Annotated in this window: 12 protein-coding genes; 6 read left to right on the forward strand and 6 right to left on the reverse strand. The window is 52.2% G+C overall.

Annotation, left to right across the window (positions count from 1 at the left end; all coding sequences use genetic code 11):
• Positions 1-122 precede the first annotated feature (122 nt).
• The 3 genes from QZN53_RS06215 to QZN53_RS06225 form a co-directional block, all read right to left on the reverse strand.
• Positions 123-1,106, reverse strand: coding sequence for a hypothetical protein (locus tag QZN53_RS06215; RefSeq protein WP_163438008.1), 984 nt, complete (start codon positions 1,104-1,106; stop codon positions 123-125).
• Positions 1,107-1,193: 87 nt separating this feature from the next.
• Positions 1,194-4,622 (reverse strand): MFS transporter, encoded by a 3,429-nt coding sequence (locus QZN53_RS06220; protein ID WP_163438010.1) that lies wholly within the window; start codon positions 4,620-4,622, stop codon positions 1,194-1,196.
• Positions 4,623-4,779: 157 nt separating this feature from the next.
• Positions 4,780-5,316: a hypothetical protein gene (locus tag QZN53_RS06225; RefSeq protein ID WP_163438012.1), complete on the reverse strand. Its 537-nt coding sequence runs from the start codon at positions 5,314-5,316 to the stop codon at positions 4,780-4,782.
• Positions 5,317-5,534: 218 nt separating this feature from the next.
• Between QZN53_RS06225 and grpE the strand changes: the two genes are divergently transcribed.
• From grpE to QZN53_RS06240, 3 genes are all read left to right on the forward strand, one after another.
• Positions 5,535-6,188, forward strand: coding sequence for a nucleotide exchange factor GrpE (gene grpE, locus QZN53_RS06230; protein ID WP_163438013.1), 654 nt, complete (start codon positions 5,535-5,537; stop codon positions 6,186-6,188).
• A gap of 122 nt (positions 6,189-6,310) precedes the next feature.
• A complete protein-coding gene (locus QZN53_RS06235) occupies positions 6,311-8,401 on the forward strand; it encodes a family 43 glycosylhydrolase (RefSeq protein ID WP_294652092.1) in 2,091 nt (696 codons plus the stop codon).
• Positions 8,402-8,517: 116 nt separating this feature from the next.
• Positions 8,518-8,862 carry a hypothetical protein gene (locus tag QZN53_RS06240; RefSeq protein WP_163438014.1) on the forward strand — a complete coding sequence of 115 codons (345 nt, stop codon included), beginning with the start codon at positions 8,518-8,520 and terminating at the stop codon, positions 8,860-8,862.
• A 171-nt stretch (positions 8,863-9,033) separates the two neighbouring features.
• Here the strand turns inward: QZN53_RS06240 and QZN53_RS06245 are convergent, their stop codons facing one another.
• Positions 9,034-9,444 (reverse strand): putative toxin-antitoxin system toxin component, PIN family, encoded by a 411-nt coding sequence (locus QZN53_RS06245; protein ID WP_163438015.1) that lies wholly within the window; start codon positions 9,442-9,444, stop codon positions 9,034-9,036.
• On the reverse strand, positions 9,441-9,773 hold the full coding sequence (locus QZN53_RS06250; protein WP_163438016.1) for a type II toxin-antitoxin system RelB/DinJ family antitoxin: 333 nt from the start codon (positions 9,771-9,773) through the stop codon (positions 9,441-9,443). Before QZN53_RS06250 ends, QZN53_RS06245 begins: the two co-directional genes overlap by 4 nt.
• Before the next feature lie 423 nt (positions 9,774-10,196).
• On the opposite strand from QZN53_RS06250, the gene dnaK reads away from it, so the two are divergent.
• The 3 genes from dnaK (at position 10,197) to QZN53_RS06265 (ending at position 14,143) form a co-directional block, all read left to right on the forward strand.
• The gene (gene dnaK, locus QZN53_RS06255) at positions 10,197-12,098 is read left to right on the forward strand and encodes a molecular chaperone DnaK (protein ID WP_163438017.1); all 1,902 of its coding nucleotides are present in this window, start codon (positions 10,197-10,199) and stop codon (positions 12,096-12,098) included.
• Positions 12,099-12,208: 110 nt separating this feature from the next.
• A complete protein-coding gene (gene dnaJ / locus QZN53_RS06260) occupies positions 12,209-13,351 on the forward strand; it encodes a molecular chaperone DnaJ (protein WP_072797818.1) in 1,143 nt (380 codons plus the stop codon).
• A gap of 207 nt (positions 13,352-13,558) precedes the next feature.
• Positions 13,559-14,143, forward strand: a complete 585-nt coding sequence (locus tag QZN53_RS06265) for a flavodoxin family protein (RefSeq protein WP_163438018.1) — start codon at positions 13,559-13,561, stop codon at positions 14,141-14,143.
• 26 nt (positions 14,144-14,169) lie between these two features.
• On the opposite strand, the gene tgt is transcribed toward QZN53_RS06265, so the two are convergent.
• The gene (gene tgt, locus QZN53_RS06270; protein ID WP_163438020.1) at positions 14,170-15,309 is read right to left on the reverse strand and encodes a tRNA guanosine(34) transglycosylase Tgt; all 1,140 of its coding nucleotides are present in this window, start codon (positions 15,307-15,309) and stop codon (positions 14,170-14,172) included.
• Positions 15,310-15,320: the final 11 nt, after the last annotated feature.

Raw genomic sequence — 15,320 nt, forward strand, 5'->3', positions numbered from 1 at the left:
ACATTTTTCCCAAACAACACACCCACATGGGCGATATAAATAAATATAAGCTCGTTTAACTAAAACGAGCCTTTGTATATGAAATTAAACATTGTGCCGGTGAACAAGGTTCAACGCCAGAATTACTTCTTTTCGGGTTCTTTTGCCTTTTGGTCTTTAGCGGTCGAATCCTTGGTTTTCTGTTCCTTTGCCTTCGGATCTTCGACTTTCTTATTCTTTTCAGGGCGGCCAATGTTCTTGAAATTAGGCGTAATGCTTATGCAGGCCGGAACCTTGGGCGGTTGCCTGTAAAGTGCCAATTCCTTGGTAAAAACGCCCTTTGCTTCGGAATACACGCTCCATTTGGTGCCGACCGGGCAACCTTCAATAGGAACTCTTGAAATGGCGGTAAAGCGGGCTCCCGTAATCTTGTATTCAAAGTAATCAGAAGACGAGGTGTCCGGCAACTGCAAGGCTTTCGGGCCGCCAACTGCTTTGGTTCTGCCAAAATAGGCCTTCTGGGCCTTGATATAGTCCAACGTATGCTGTTCCAAGTCCTCGACCGCAGAATCAACAGAAGCAAGCTTTGCAGATTCCTGGCAACTGCGAATTCCGGTGAAACCGCCCACCAAAACGATAATCACAGCAACAGGAATTGCAAGTTTTTTGAGCGGGATCTCACCGATGTTGGTCAAAATTTCACGGAAAGACGTTTCCTCGCCTTCTTCTTTGGTACCGTCAGATTCCCAGCGGAGGATTTTGACAGCCACAAGAATATGTATCAACAGCCTAGGTAGAGCAAGCCCGACCAAAGCGATGGCGAGCAACAGGATTGCGATAAACATGAAAACGGCCAGGGCAGATTCCGCCGAAGGAAGCAATTCCTGAACATCTTGAAGCATTTTGAACAGTTGGCGGTCTTCGGCAAAATTCTGGAGCGCCATTCGGCCAGTAAAGCTGTCATAGCGCGTAAGGCCGAGCTGAACACCTTCGGACGCCATTTCCAGCACCGCAGAAAGCATTCGTTCCAAGAACAGGAAAACCATACCCACCAGGGCAATCAGTGATGAAATCACTCGTGCTGTACGAATCGGGGTCAAACCTGTATTTTGCTGTTCAAAATTCATAAGCGATTTATGATGTGTGATGTGAGATGTGTGATGTTAAATTACAAAATTATCCATTACTCATTCCACATTTCACTTTTGTTCGCATTATTTTACACCAGCGAGTTCCTTGGCCAGCTTTTTCGCGGTGGTAAAGTCGGCCTTGCCGGTACCGAGCTTCGGCACCTTTTCGACCTTGAATGCGAGCGCCGGGAGCATGATCGGCGGGAATCCGCTTGCACGCAGTTCCGAAAGCACATCCTTCGGGTCTTTTTCGCCCTGGTACAGGAGCACAATCTTTTCGCCCTTCGCAGAGTCCGGAATGGTCGTAATCAGGTAATCGCAACCTTCCAAGACAGGCGTATCCTGAATCTTCTTTTCAACGGCACCGAGGCTGATCATTTCGCCGCCGAGTTTTGCAAAACGGCTATAGCGGTCTACAATTGTCAAGAATCCGTCTTCGTCGAGGTAGCCCTTGTCGCCGGTACGGTAGTAACGAATGCCGTCGATTTTCACGATCACGCTGTCGGTACGTTCCTGGTCCTTCAAGTAGCCCTGCATCACCTGGCAGCCACCGATCAAAATCATGCCCGCCTCGCCTGTCGGCAACGGAATGTTCGTTTCGGGGTCCACAATCAGGAACTGCGTACCCGGAAGAGCCGGGCCCACGGTACCAGGCTTGTTGTTCACCTGGAGCGTCATGTAGTCGTTATGCAAGGTGTTTTCGGTATTCACCGAGGCCACCGGGGCGGTTTCAGTACAACCGTAACCTTCATAGATTTCCTTACCAAACTTAAGGCGGAAAGCAGTAGCAAGTTCCGGGCGCAAGGCTTCGGCACCGGCAATAATCACACGCACATACTTAAACACCAACGGGTGCACGTAACGGCTCACCGTAAAGGCGCGCAAGAAGGTCGGGGTAGCCACCATACAGGTCACATGGAATTCCGAACAAACGCGGGCCATGGTCTTCACGTCGGTCGGATCGGCCACAGCCACAATCGGGCAACCTTCGGTCAGGTTCAAGAGCGTTGTCACCGTCAGGCCAAAGCTATGGAACAGCGGGAGTTCCGAAAGCATCACGTCGCCGCGGCTCACATTCAAGATACAGGCGAGCTGCTGGATGTTACCCATCAAGTTGCGGTGAGAAAGGAGCACACCCTTCGGCGTACCTTCGGAACCGGAACTGAACACGATTACAGCCGTATCGTCAATGCTTGCACGCTTGCAGAACAAGAAGGTAATCAACCAAGCCGGGAACAGAATGCAAAGCACCAACAGGGCGGCAATCTTTGCCTTCGGGATTTCCTTCATCAGGTCTTCGGCATAAAGAATGCGCACCTTGTCCGAGGCAATTTGAGAATAATCATTACCGCGACCCTTCAATTTCTGAACAAACTGCTTGCTCGAAATCACCGTTTTCACATCGGCACGTTCGCAGCAGAACTTGACGTTATCGACAGACGAGGTATAGTTCAGGTTCACGTTGGTCTTGCCCATGACCCAGAGCACCAGGTTCACAATCACGCCAGCGGGGCTCGGCGGGAGCATAATACCGATATTCTGTTCGTCCTTGCCCAGTTTTTTCTTCAAAAGCCCGCGGAATGCCATCACGGCACCCATGAGCTTGTAACCCGAGAAGTGGCCGCCATCAGTATTATAAATAGCCGGACCATGCTTCACGTAGCGTTTGCAGGTACGAATCCAGGAGGCCGCAATCGGACGGACGAACTTGACGGCGTACTTCCAAGCATCAATCGAAATTCTACGGATAATGGCACGAACTTCGTTAGGAGGAGTATTGGCCGGAATAGCCTTACCAAAAGCAACTGTTACCGCACGGTCTGCAGAGGCTCCATACATGTCAGAGCCGCTGTAGCTATAGTTCGTACCCCACAGACCCTGAATATAGAACGGAATAATCATGGCATGGGTATCGTCCACAGCCGATGAATAGTCAATAGTGAACGGTTCCACATGCGGGGACTTGGATACCTCGCCCGTCGGGAAAATCACCACAGCCTTGCCCGCCAAGAGTGCTTCATGGATTTTGTCCATAGCCTCTTTGGGGTTGTTATTGTCAATACGGATCATGCCCAAGCGCTTCAACACTGCACGCAAATACCATTTTTCGAAGTGGTCCTTGTTGCTTGCAATGCAAAGGGCTCGCGGAGAAGCCATTTGCAACATAGCCCAGTCAACAAAGCTATGATGGTTACCCACCAAGAGCACCGGACCTTCGTTCGGAATGTTCTGCACGCCCAAAACGCGGATTTTGTAGCGGTTGAACACGAGTTTCAACATCGAACGGAGCAAAGCCTGCGGCAAGTTCGAAATGGTCCAAACGAACACGAGCATCGATACAATGGCGATTCCAAGGAAGTAACGCTGGGGCTCAATATCGGTATAATGGACCAAAGCCGAGAACAAGAACAGGAACACAATCAGGACAATTGCCTGAATCATGTTTGCAAGTGCAAGCACCGAGCCGGAGTTATTCGGGCGCGTATTATATTGCAACAGGGCGTTCACCGGAACCAAGAACAGACCTCCGAACACACCAGTCAATGAATAAAGCACCACAAGAGCCACCGGGTGCACAAAGAACGGCACCAGGAACATGCACACGGACACGCCAATCATGCCCATCGGGATAAAGCCCGTTTCAATAAAGTCGCGGGATTTGGTGGCGGCAATAATGGAGCCCACCATCAAACCGGCAATTGCAAATGCCAGGTAATTCTGGATCGTATCGATATCGTTGGAACCCGAAACGTCCTGATACATGAGCACGAACACCTGGGCCAAGGCCCAGAACATCGAAAGGGCAATAATCGAGGCACGCAAGGTCGGCACGCGCCAACCCAGGCTCAAGTGCTTCTTGACGTTTTCGATATTCACATTCGGGTTTTCGTACTTGACCTTGGGCACCAAGAAGCTGGCCACCGTACCGAGGACGGCGACACCGGTCAAAATCCAGGGAATCACGATGGACTTGCTGGTAATGAAATTCACGGCCGCATAAGAATGCAGCGACTCCAGGTTAATCAGGTTCACGCCCACCACGGCAAGCCAAGAGGCGCAAATGATGCCACCCAGACCAAAAATCTGCAAAAAGGCATTCGCAAAACTCAGGTTGCGAACGCCGAACATTTCCTTTAGAATACCATATTTGGCGGCACTATGCACCGCAAAGCCACAGCTCAGGCCAATAGACAGCCAGAATGCCACGCGCGGGCAATTGCAAGAAACGAGTATCGCCTGCGCAATCACGAATACCGTCATGAATAGCGCCGACCAGGCAAGCACCTTGTTCTTTGAGAACTTATTGGTGAAAAAGCCCGCAAAGAAAACCATCAAGATGTACGGAGCGAGGAAGAAGATTTGCAGCATGAACGCTTGCCATGTCTGCCCCGATTCTACGTTGGTGAAAGACCCGGACAAAATCTTCTGGGCGTAAATGAACACACCCATCTGAACAAAAGTCATCGCAAGGATGGACAAAAAGTAGCGAATTGCGCCCTTAGTTTTCCACATATTAAACCTTCCGAAAAATGTAATCCTTTATAGTGTAACCTTACAAAAAGGATGAATAAAACTTTCAAGGTGAAATTTAAAAAATTCCCCGGTTTTTCGTACCGGGGAATTGCCGAAATAATCTATTTGAAAGTTAGCTATGTAACCAATAATTAACTCACTGCTGGGGCTTGGGCGGCATGCCGATTCCAGCTGATTTTAGGGCTTTTTTCATAATAAAGGGCATAGCGATAAAAATCATGATATAGCCGAAAACAAAGCAGGCAATCTGCGAACCGATGAACATCGGCAAATAAGGCGGCTTATGGTCGGGCGGCATAAGCACAAAAAAGGCGAAAGTCACCATGACTGCGGTCATGAGCGGCGTATAAATCAGGTTAGAAACGAAAGTTTCAATGATGTGAGTCGTCATTTTATGCGGAGTCAGGTGGAATTTCCGGCCAAGAGCGGCGTTAATCTTACCCATCGGAACAATAAAACCGATGCCGAAACTCACCACAAAGCTCAAGACAAAGCTACCGAACCAACCGATAATAATCGGGGCGAGCGGCATTCCGGCAGGGCGTTCAGCCGTAGCGGTACCAAATATGCTGAGCGTAAAGCTCATCCACAGGGCCATCATAAATGAAATTCTGAGGCCGACCGCCTTCATTTGGGCTGGATTCGGGCCGCGATTCGGTGCTTCTGTATTCATATGGAGTCCTTCTTATAACTTTTATTTACAAAGATATACTCTTTTTTCATGAAAAAGCATTTTTGTTCAAATAATTGTAAAAAAGTCGTTGTATGTTTCAAAACAAAACAACTTTCTAATCTTTGCACTTGGCATGAAAATTGCTAAATATGGCACGGAAAATGTAAAACAGAGCCCCGACATATCAATGTGAGGCATTTTAAAAGGATTTTTTAGAAATGGCAGAAGATTTGAATCAGCAGGAACCGACCGCCGAAGAAAAGGCAAAATTCGAACAGGACGTGCTCAAGGCCGCCGAAGACGCGATGAAGATGGAAGCCGAGGCCAACAAGGCCGACGCATCTGACGCCCAGGCTGAAGCCGCCGAGCAACCCGCTGAAGCTGCAGAAAAACCGGCAGAACCTGCCGAAGCCGCTCCCTCTGCTGAAGAAGTTCTGAAGCAGCAGCTGGCCGATGCTACTGACCGTAACCTACGCCTGATGGCCGAATTCGACAACTACCGCCGCCGTACCGCCAAGGAACAGCTCGAACTCATCGAAACGGCAAACGGCAAGCTCCTGGAAAAGCTCTCCGAAGTGCAAGACAACTTCGAACGCGCCTTCGCCAGCGAAAACAAGGCCCAGGATTTGGAAGCCTTCGAAAAAGGCATGCAGATGATTTACAACCAGTTCGCGAAGATTTTGACCGACGCGGGCCTCGAGCAAATCGACCCGACAGGCGCGGAATTCGACCCGAACATGCACGAAGCCCTGATGCAGCAGCCCAGCGAGACCGTGCCCGAAGGCCACGTGGTCACCGTGTTCCAGAAGGGCTACAAACTCAAGAACAAGATCTTGAAGACCGCGAAGGTGATTGTCTCGTCCGGCAAGTAATTCCACGAGACACCCCCGCCCCCTTTTGAAAAAATGTCAATGACAAATTAACCCCGTGGTATTCCGCGGGGCTTTTCGCAATATATCTTTATCTCTGGTGTAAAACATGTTTGGAGATTAAGATGAAAAATATTTTATCCGTTACTTCTGTATTGGCTTTGGCTGGAATGGCCTTTGCCCAGCAACCAATCATTACAACCAACTACACGTGTGACCCGGCGCCCTATGTCCATGGGGATACGGTTTACCTGTACACGACCCACGACGAGGACAATGCCGAAGGGTTCGTCATGTACGACTGGCTGTTACACACGTCTACAGACATGGTCAACTGGACTAGCCACGGGGCTGTGGCCTCCCTGAACGATATCCAGTGGAGTACTAAGACCAATGGCGCTTGGGCCGAGCAGGTTGTGTTTCGCAATGGCAAATGGTACATGTACGTCCCCATTCACGGCAACGGCATTTCCGTCTTGGTGGCAGATAGTCCCTACGGCCCCTTCAAGGAACCTCTGAACAAGGCCTTGGTTTGGCAGCGGCAACATTGGAACGACATCGACCCCACCGTATGGGTGGATGATGACGGCCAGGCCTATTTGTACTGGGGAAATCCCGACCTCTATATGATCAAGCTTAACGAAGACATGATCAGTACTTCCGGCAATATTGTTACCTACCCCAAGATCAAGGATTACCAGGAAGGCCCTTGGCTCTACAAGCACGATAAACATTACTATATGGCTTTTGCTTCCACCTGCTGTGCCGAAGGCATCGGTTACGCCATGAGCGACTCCCCCACGGGCCCCTGGACCTACAAGGGCGACATTATGCCTCATTCCTCCCGCAGTAATGGAAACCACCCGGGAATTGTGGATTACAAGGGGAAATCATACGTTTTTGGCCATCATTACCAGCTTTGGCACCAGAAATCCGATAAAATGGGCCTTAAGTTCCAGCACAAGGAACGCCGTTCTGTTGGCGTTGCCGAGATGAAGTATAATGCCGACGGAACCATCCAGAAGATTGAGTGGTGGCCGGATAATGGTGTGGCCCAGCTGGAAGATTTTGACCCGTACAAGCGCGTGGAAGCGGAAACCATGTCGTGGGGCGAAGACGTGAGGGTCCGTAAGAGCGGTACCGCCGGCAATACGGTCATCACCAATCTCTCCGAAGGAAAATACACCAAGATTAGCGGCGTGGAATTCGGCGACGCGGGCGCGGAAAGCTTCTCGGCGTCGGTGCTGAGCGTCAAGAAGGCGTCGAGCATCACCGTCCGCCTGGATAAGGTGGATGGCGAAATCGTCGGCAAGGCGGAATTTAGCGCTGACGGCCTGGTGACGGTGCCGCTGACCGGTGCGGTCGGCAAGCACGACGTGTTCTTCGTGTTCGCGGGCGATTTCGAGGCGGACTACTGGGAATTCGAGGACAGCAAGACTTCCATTCCGCAGGGGCCGTTCTGCAAGGCGAAACTCAACGACCCCGAGGCAAAATGCAATTTGCCGGTTGTGGGCGCGAAGGTCGAGGGCACGGCCAACTTCATCGACTTCGAGAACTACGACGTGGGCGGTGCCGGCAAGGCCTACTACGACATGGATACCAAGAACCAAGGAGGCGAATACCGTGAAGACCGCGTGGACATCGTGAAAAACGGCGACGGATTTGCCGTGGGCTACACGCAGAAGGGCGAATGGCTTGAATACACCGTGAACGTGCAGGCCGGCGGCAAGCTCCCCTTCGAACTCAGCTACGCCAGCGGCATGGACAACACCGGCGTGCGCCTGTTCATGGACGACGAGCCGATTACCGACACGCTCGCACTCGCGGGCACCGGAGATTTCGACACCTACGGCACCTTCAAGGGCACGACCACCAAGGAACTCACCACGGGCGAGCACGTGCTCAAGGTGATGGTGACAAGCGACTACGTGAACCTCGACTGGATTGCCTTTGGTGAAAGCGAAGGCAGCGCCGAGGACATCAGGAACGGGACCACGGGCATCGTGCCGAAAATCGCCGCGGGTGCATTCGCGAAAGTCGCGGGCAGCTACAAGGTATTCGACCTGATGGGCTCCGAGCTCGGGAACATCCGCCTGAACGCCGGTGCAACGCTGACAGACCTCAAGGCCGGACTCAAGACCGCTGGCTTCGGGAGCGGCGTCTACGTCGTCCGCAACCCCGCCGGAAAGACCCTGAAATTGCAAGTCGGGGAATAAGTTCCAGCGGATCTTAAACCGCGCGGAACTTCCCCTCATTTAAAACCCCGACCTCTCGTAACGAAGGCCGGGGTTTTTATTATATTCAAATGGAAGCCCCAAAAAAAGAGGATATCATGGCTAAACTGAAGGAATATTACGGCAAGACGCTGCTTGAAATAGAAGGCGGCAAAATCAAGGAATACTATGGTAAGACTCTTTACGAAATTGATGGCGACAAGGTGAAAGAATATTACGGCAAAAACATTTTCGAGATAGACGGGGATAAAATAAAGGAATATTGCGGAAAGACCCTGTTGGAATTCGACGGAAAAAAACTAAAACGTTATTGCGGCCCCACGATATACGAAGTGGACGGCAACAAAATAAAAGAGTACTGCGGAAAGATCCTTTATGAAGTAGAGGGCTTTTTATCCCGCCGCGAATGGATGGCCCTGCTGGCGATACTTTTCGCATCGTAGTTTTTTTGTATATTAAATCTTGACAGGCACCGGTAGCGGATTTCCGCCTACAAGCCAAGTTCGACTAGAAAAGCCGACATTGCGTAAGCCTGACAAAGCAATCTGCGTAAGGGGGTGGTTTCTCCCTCATTTAAAAGCCCCGACCTCTCGTAAAGAAGGCCGGGGGTTTTACTACATGCACAGAATATCCAACATCTGTCGCGGGGTGACTACAATCGGATTTGCAGGGAAATGCTTGACATTCCCCGTTACAAGATGCGTTTCGGCTGTTTTACCATGAGAAAGCGCAATGGAATAAAAGACAATGTCCTTTGGATCGGGCATGGCTTCTGCAACAGTTTCCAAAGCATTTTCCATAACACCCAAGGATTCTATCTGGGATACGGTTTCTGAAATCAACTCTGAAGAAAAACCGAATTTCGGCCTATTCAAAACATTGCGATACTCATTCAGAATTTCATCATTGTATACAGGAACAACAAATCCATTAAAAACTGCCTGCAATACAACTCCAGGAACAGAGTTCCATTTCAGCAAAGCGGAAACAATGACATTCGTGTCAATGACCGCATAATACTTCATCGACCGCTCCTAGCTGCATCAATTTCGGCATTGATTTCGTCTAGAGTCATATCGGCGGCCCCAGCTCTTTCGGCCTCGGCAGAAAGCTGGCGCATCACCATCGACATGCGGCTCGCAACTGGATTTGCATTGTAGAAAGCGCGTCTGTCGGCGGCATAGGCGGAAGCCTTTGTGGACGCAACCTCGAAGGGAATCCTCTTCTCGCGCACAACGGCACGAGCAAAGACATTTATCGCCGTGGTCATCGACATGCCAAACTCTTCGCAAAGTTTGTCAAAGTCTTTTTTCAGGCCGTCATCCATTCTGATGCTAAAGGTAGTTTGTGACATAAAAGCAACCTCTTTTTATATAATATATATAAAAACACACCGAATTGCAACCTATTTAGTGTATAAAAAATCGTTGGTAGAGATTGTTAACGTCGGGAAGGGAGTTGCTCATGAACTCAGCAGGGGGACAACTGAACAAGGCGAATATCGCAGCCAAGCTCGCATGGCTATGATTGAGCCAATCAGTTGGGACTTGATCGAAGAGAAAGTCCAACCCTCCCCCTCCTATACAGAGCGTTTTAATATGAAACGCGCTTTTTTTGCCCCGAATTAGGGGCTTTTCTTGTTTCAGAACGAAACAAAATGGCCGTTTTTTGCCAGTTATTAGCATTTGGCACGGGTTTTGCTTATGTATGGGCGTAAAAAATCGCCCCGTTCAGATTGATTCGCGGGCGGCAAGAATTTAAAAATAGGAGACTCATTATGAGCAAGATTATCGGTATTGACTTGGGAACGACCAACAGCTGCGTGTCCGTGATGGAAGGCGGCAAGCCGGTCGTCATCGCTAACGCGGAAGGTTTCCGCACCACCCCGTCCATTGTCGCTTTCGGCAAGAACGGCGAACGTCTGGTGGGCCACGTGGCAAAGCGCCAGGCTATCACCAACCCCGAAAAGACCATTTACTCCATCAAGCGTTTCATGGGCCGTACGGCTGGCGAATGCTCCGCTGCTGAAAAGAACATGCCCTACAAGCTGGTGGGCACGGGTTCCGACCCGGTCCGCGTGCAGGTGGACGACAAGCAGTTCGCTCCTCCCGAGATTTCGGCCATGGTTCTCCAGACCATGAAGAAGATTGCCGAGGACTACCTGGGCCAGCCGGTGACGCAGGCCGTGATTACGGTCCCTGCCTACTTTAACGACTCCCAGCGTCAGGCTACGAAGGACGCCGGCAAGATCGCTGGCCTCGAAGTGCTGCGTATCGTGAACGAACCGACGGCTGCTGCTCTTGCCTACGGTCTTGACTCCAAGAAGAGCGAAAAGGTCGCCGTGTATGACCTCGGTGGCGGTACGTTCGATATTTCCATCCTTGAAATCGACGACGGCATGTTCAGCGTGAAGGCCACCAACGGCGATACGATGCTCGGCGGTGACAACTTCGACGAAGTCATCATCGACTGGATCAACGACGAATTCAAGAAGGACAATCCGGGCATCGACCTGAAGAAGGACAAGATGGCCCTGCAGCGTTTGAAGGACGCCGCCGAAAAGGCCAAGATCGACCTGTCTGCAACGACTTCCACGAACATCAACCTCCCCTTCATCACTGCCGACGCTTCGGGCCCGAAACATTTGGACCTCACGCTCAGCCGTGCAAAGTTTGACCAGCTGACCGCCCACTTGGTGGAACGCTCCATGGAACCCTGCCGCAAGGCTATCGCCGACTCCGGCCTCTCCCTGAGCGAAATCGACGAAGTGATTCTCGTCGGTGGTTCTACCCGTATCCCGGCCGTTCAGGAAGCCGTGCGCAAGTTCTTCGGCAAGGAACCGAACAAGACTGTGAACCCGGACGAAGTGGTGGCTATCGGTGCTGCCGTCCAGGGTGCCGTGCTTAGCGGCGACTCCTCCGTGAAGGATGTGTTGCTCCTCGACGTGACCCCGCTTTCCTTGGGTATCGAAACTCTTGGTGGCGTGATGACCAAGCTCATCGACCGTAACACCACGATTCCGACCAAGAAGAGCCAGGTGTTCTCTACCGCCGAAGACAACCAGCCGGCCGTGACGATTCACGTGCTGCAGGGCGAACGCGAATTTGCCCGCGACAACCGTACGCTCGGCAAGTTCGACTTGACCGACCTCCCGAAGAAGCCGCGTGGCGTGCCGCAGATCGAAGTGACCTTCGATATCGACGCGAACGGCATTGTGCACGTGTCTGCCAAGGACAAGGAAACCGGCAAGGAACAGTCCATCAAGATTACTTCTTCCAGCGGCCTTTCCGAAGACGAAATCAACAAGATGGTGAAGGATGCCGAAGCCAACGCTGCCAAGGACAAGGAACAGCGCGAGCTGGTGGACATCAGGAACCAGGCCGAACAGATGGCTTACCAGGCTGAAGGTCAGCTCAAGGAATTTGGCGACAAGCTCCCGGCCGACACCAAGAGCCAGCTGCAGGCTGCTATCGACGACATCAAGGCCAAGAAGGACAACGGCACCAAGGAAGAGATCAAGGCCGCTATGGACAAGCTCCAGGGCATGATCAGCTCTATGGCCCAGGCCGCCGGTGCAAACCAGGCTCAGCCGGGTCCGCAGCCGGGTGCTTCTGAACAGCCGAAGAACGACAAGAAGGGCGACGGTCCGGAAGTCGTCGACGCGGAAGTGGTTGACTAATTAAGCGTACGGCAGGTAATCGGTGTGTCGCCGGTTATCGGCCTCATACAGAAAGGATTGGCTCTCTTTTAGGGAGCAATCCTTTTTGCGTAAAATGAGCGAGCGCAAAAATGGCTGAAAAAAGAGATTATTACGAAGTTCTAGGCGTCGGCAAGGACGCGAGTGCTGACGAGATCAAGCACGCCTACAAGAAACTTGCCATTAAGTACCACCCGGACAAGAACCCGGGCGACAAGGAAGCCGAAGAGAAGTTCAAGGAGGCTGCCGAGGCCTACGACGTGCTCAGCAACCCCGAGAAGCGTAAGCAGTACGACCAGTTCGGCTTTAACGCCCCCGGTGGCGGTTTTGGTGGCGGCGGATTCGGCGGCCAGGGATTCAGTTTCGAGGATATCTTCGCGAACTTTGGCGACATTTTCGGTGGCGGATTCGGTGGTTTTGGCGGCAGCCGTCGAGGCGGTCGCAAGGCCGGGCCTCCGCGCGGAAACGATTTGCAGATCAAGGTGGCGCTCAGCTACAAGGAAATCTTCGAGGGCTGCACCAAGAAGGTTCGTCTGAAACGCTACACGCCGTGTACGGAATGTAACGGCAAGGGCGGCACCGACATCAAGACTTGCGAAACCTGTAAGGGTACGGGGCGCGTGCGTCGCGTTTCTGGCGGATTCTTCCAGATGGTTTCCGAAAGCGCCTGCCCCACTTGTAACGGCATGGGCGAAGTCATCGCGAACCCGTGTAGCCGTTGCCGCGGCGAGGGCCGTGTGCAGGAAACCGAAGAGATTTCCATCAAGATTCCGGCGGGCGTTGCCGAGGGCCAGTACCTGAACCTGCGTGGCGAAGGCAACTGCGGGCCTCGCGGCGGTGCCTGCGGCGACTTGCTGGCGGTCATTGCCGAAAAGCCTGACGACTTCTACACCCGCGAAGGCGACGATTTGCACTGCGAAATCAAGGTGCCGGTCCACAAGCTGGTCCTTGGCGGTACGCAACGAATCCCGACGCTGGACGGTGGCGAAGTGCAGATCAAGATTGCGGCCGGCACTCAGGCCGGAAGCATTTTGCGCCTGCGCGAACAGGGCCTGTACCCGCTGAACAAGCGCGGCGACCGTGGAAGCCTCTACGTGAACATCGGCGTGGAAATCCCGAAGGACTTGAGCCGCGAAGAGAAGGAACTCTACCAGAAACTCGCGGAACTGCGTCACGACAAGGAAACCGCGCAGGAAGAAAGCTTCCTTGAAAAGATGAAGAATCTGTTCAAGTGACACGAAGTGTCATCCTGAGCTATACGAAACTTAGAACTTTAGTTCTGTAGTTGAGTTATGCCCTTTGGGTAGAAGCCCATAGGGCGAAGTCAAAGGATCTCAGAAATACTCCCGAGCAGCAATGCCCGGGATTTTTATTTATAAAGTGACATTTTGTAGATTGTGGGGTGTTTAACAGGAGAACAAATTCTTCTGGTGGGAGACACAATGAGAAAAGTGGTCATTTTAAATGCGAGTCCGCGCAAAGACGGAAACATCAGCCAAATGCTGAATATCATAGGCAACGAGCTGTTTGAAAATGGCACCGAAGTCAATATCATTGATGTCTGCAAGTTGGAATTTCGCCCGTGTATCGGTTGTATGAAATGCCGTAGCGCTCACGATTGCGTGATGCCGGAGGACGATGCGAAACGGATTCTTCGCATGGTGCAAGAATGTGATGGCCTAGTGGTCGGTTCGCCTTGCTATTGGGGCAACATGACCGGGCAACTCAAAATGCTATTCGACCGCTGGGTTTACGGCATGATGGACCACAGCGAACGCGATTACCCGATTCCACTGTTAAAGGGAAAGAAGGCTGTCATTGTGACGACATGCACTACGCAATGGCCATTCAACCTGTTTTTCAAGCAGTCGGCCGGCACCGTTCGCGCCCTCAAGGAAATCCTCTGCTGGAGCGGATTCAAGATTGCAGGCGTGATTCAAAAAGGCGGAACCCACAAGAGTAAAGGCCTTACGCCCAAAGAAATTGCCAAGTGCAAGAAAATTGCTTTGTCTTTAGGTTCGCATTAAAGGCGTGAAAACGCAATCGGGCTAAATTATTCCGCTTCGCGCTGTAATTGCGGGATCATTTCTGCAGACCATTCTTCGAAATCGCCCGCCTCGATATGGTCGCGGGCCTGTTGCATCAAATGCAAATAGAAATGCAGGTTGTGAAGCGTTGAAAGCGTCCAGCCGAGGGGTTCCTTGGTCTTGAAAAGGTGGCGCACATAGGCGCGTGTGTAGTTCCGGCAACAATGGCAGTCGCATTCCGGGTCTAGCGAGCGTTCGTCATCGGCGAATTTGGCGTTCTTGTAGCGGAGCACTCCCCTGCTGGTGTACACAAGGCCGTCCTGCGCGTTCTTGGCGGGCAGAATGCAGTCAAACATGTCGACACCGCGCTTGATGAGTTCCAGCAAGTTCCAGGGCGTGCCCACCCCCATCACGTAGCGGGCTCGGTCGGCAGGCAGCGAATTCGTGCAGAAATCCGCAATTTCGTACATGGTTTCGACAGGTTCGCCTACGGAAAGGCCGCCCATCGCGTAGCCATCAGGAGCGATTTCCTTGAGGGCGTCAATGGATTTTTGGCGGAGTTCCTTATGCATGCCGCCCTGCACAATCCCGAAGAAGAATTGCGGGTAATCGTGGACAGGAGGATTTTCGCGGAGCCAATCCACTGCGCGGCGGGTCCATTTGAGCGTGTAGTCGAGCGAGTGCGAAGCCTCTTCAACGGTGCTCGGGTAAGGCGTGCATTCATCGAAGGCCATAATGATGTCCGCACCGATTTCGCGCTGGGCCTTCATGACCGATTCCGGCGTGAACAGATGGCGCGAACCATCTAGATGACTGCGGAATTCAACGCCTTCTTCAGTAATGTGGCGAAGTTCCTTCAGGCTCCAGACCTGGAATCCGCCGCTATCTGTGAGCATCGGGCCATTCCAGCCCATGAATTTCTGCACGCCGCCCATCTTGGCCACAAGTTTCGTGCCTGGGCGCAAATACAAGTGGTACGTATTCGCGAGAATGATCTGCGCCTGCATTTCGCGCAAGTCCCGCGAAGAAAGTCCCTTCACGCTTGCAAGAGTGCCCACCGGCATAAAAATCGGCGTTTCCACCACGCCGTGGGCGGTGTGGAGCCGGCCGCGGCGGGCCTTGCTCTTGGCGCTTGTCTTGACGAGTTCGAAGGGATTCTGATTCACGGGGCAACCGG

Source organism: uncultured Fibrobacter sp. (assembly GCF_900316465.1).
GTDB lineage: Bacteria > Fibrobacterota > Fibrobacteria > Fibrobacterales > Fibrobacteraceae > Fibrobacter.

What these genes read in the sequence shown, in the direction of transcription:
- QZN53_RS06215 (WP_163438008.1), bottom strand. Translation starts at nt 1,106, where the DNA reads ATGAATTTTGAACAGCAAAATACAGGTTTGACCCCGATTCGTACAGCA.
- QZN53_RS06220 (WP_163438010.1), bottom strand. Translation starts at nt 4,622, where the DNA reads ATGTGGAAAACTAAGGGCGCAATTCGCTACTTTTTGTCCATCCTTGCG.
- QZN53_RS06225 (WP_163438012.1), bottom strand. Translation starts at nt 5,316, where the DNA reads ATGAATACAGAAGCACCGAATCGCGGCCCGAATCCAGCCCAAATGAAG.
- grpE (WP_163438013.1), top strand. Translation starts at nt 5,535, where the DNA reads ATGGCAGAAGATTTGAATCAGCAGGAACCGACCGCCGAAGAAAAGGCA.
- QZN53_RS06235 (WP_294652092.1), top strand. Translation starts at nt 6,311, where the DNA reads ATGAAAAATATTTTATCCGTTACTTCTGTATTGGCTTTGGCTGGAATG.
- QZN53_RS06240 (WP_163438014.1), top strand. Translation starts at nt 8,518, where the DNA reads ATGGCTAAACTGAAGGAATATTACGGCAAGACGCTGCTTGAAATAGAA.
- QZN53_RS06245 (WP_163438015.1), bottom strand. Translation starts at nt 9,444, where the DNA reads ATGAAGTATTATGCGGTCATTGACACGAATGTCATTGTTTCCGCTTTG.
- QZN53_RS06250 (WP_163438016.1), bottom strand. Translation starts at nt 9,773, where the DNA reads ATGTCACAAACTACCTTTAGCATCAGAATGGATGACGGCCTGAAAAAA.
- dnaK (WP_163438017.1), top strand. Translation starts at nt 10,197, where the DNA reads ATGAGCAAGATTATCGGTATTGACTTGGGAACGACCAACAGCTGCGTG.
- dnaJ (WP_072797818.1), top strand. Translation starts at nt 12,209, where the DNA reads ATGGCTGAAAAAAGAGATTATTACGAAGTTCTAGGCGTCGGCAAGGAC.
- QZN53_RS06265 (WP_163438018.1), top strand. Translation starts at nt 13,559, where the DNA reads ATGAGAAAAGTGGTCATTTTAAATGCGAGTCCGCGCAAAGACGGAAAC.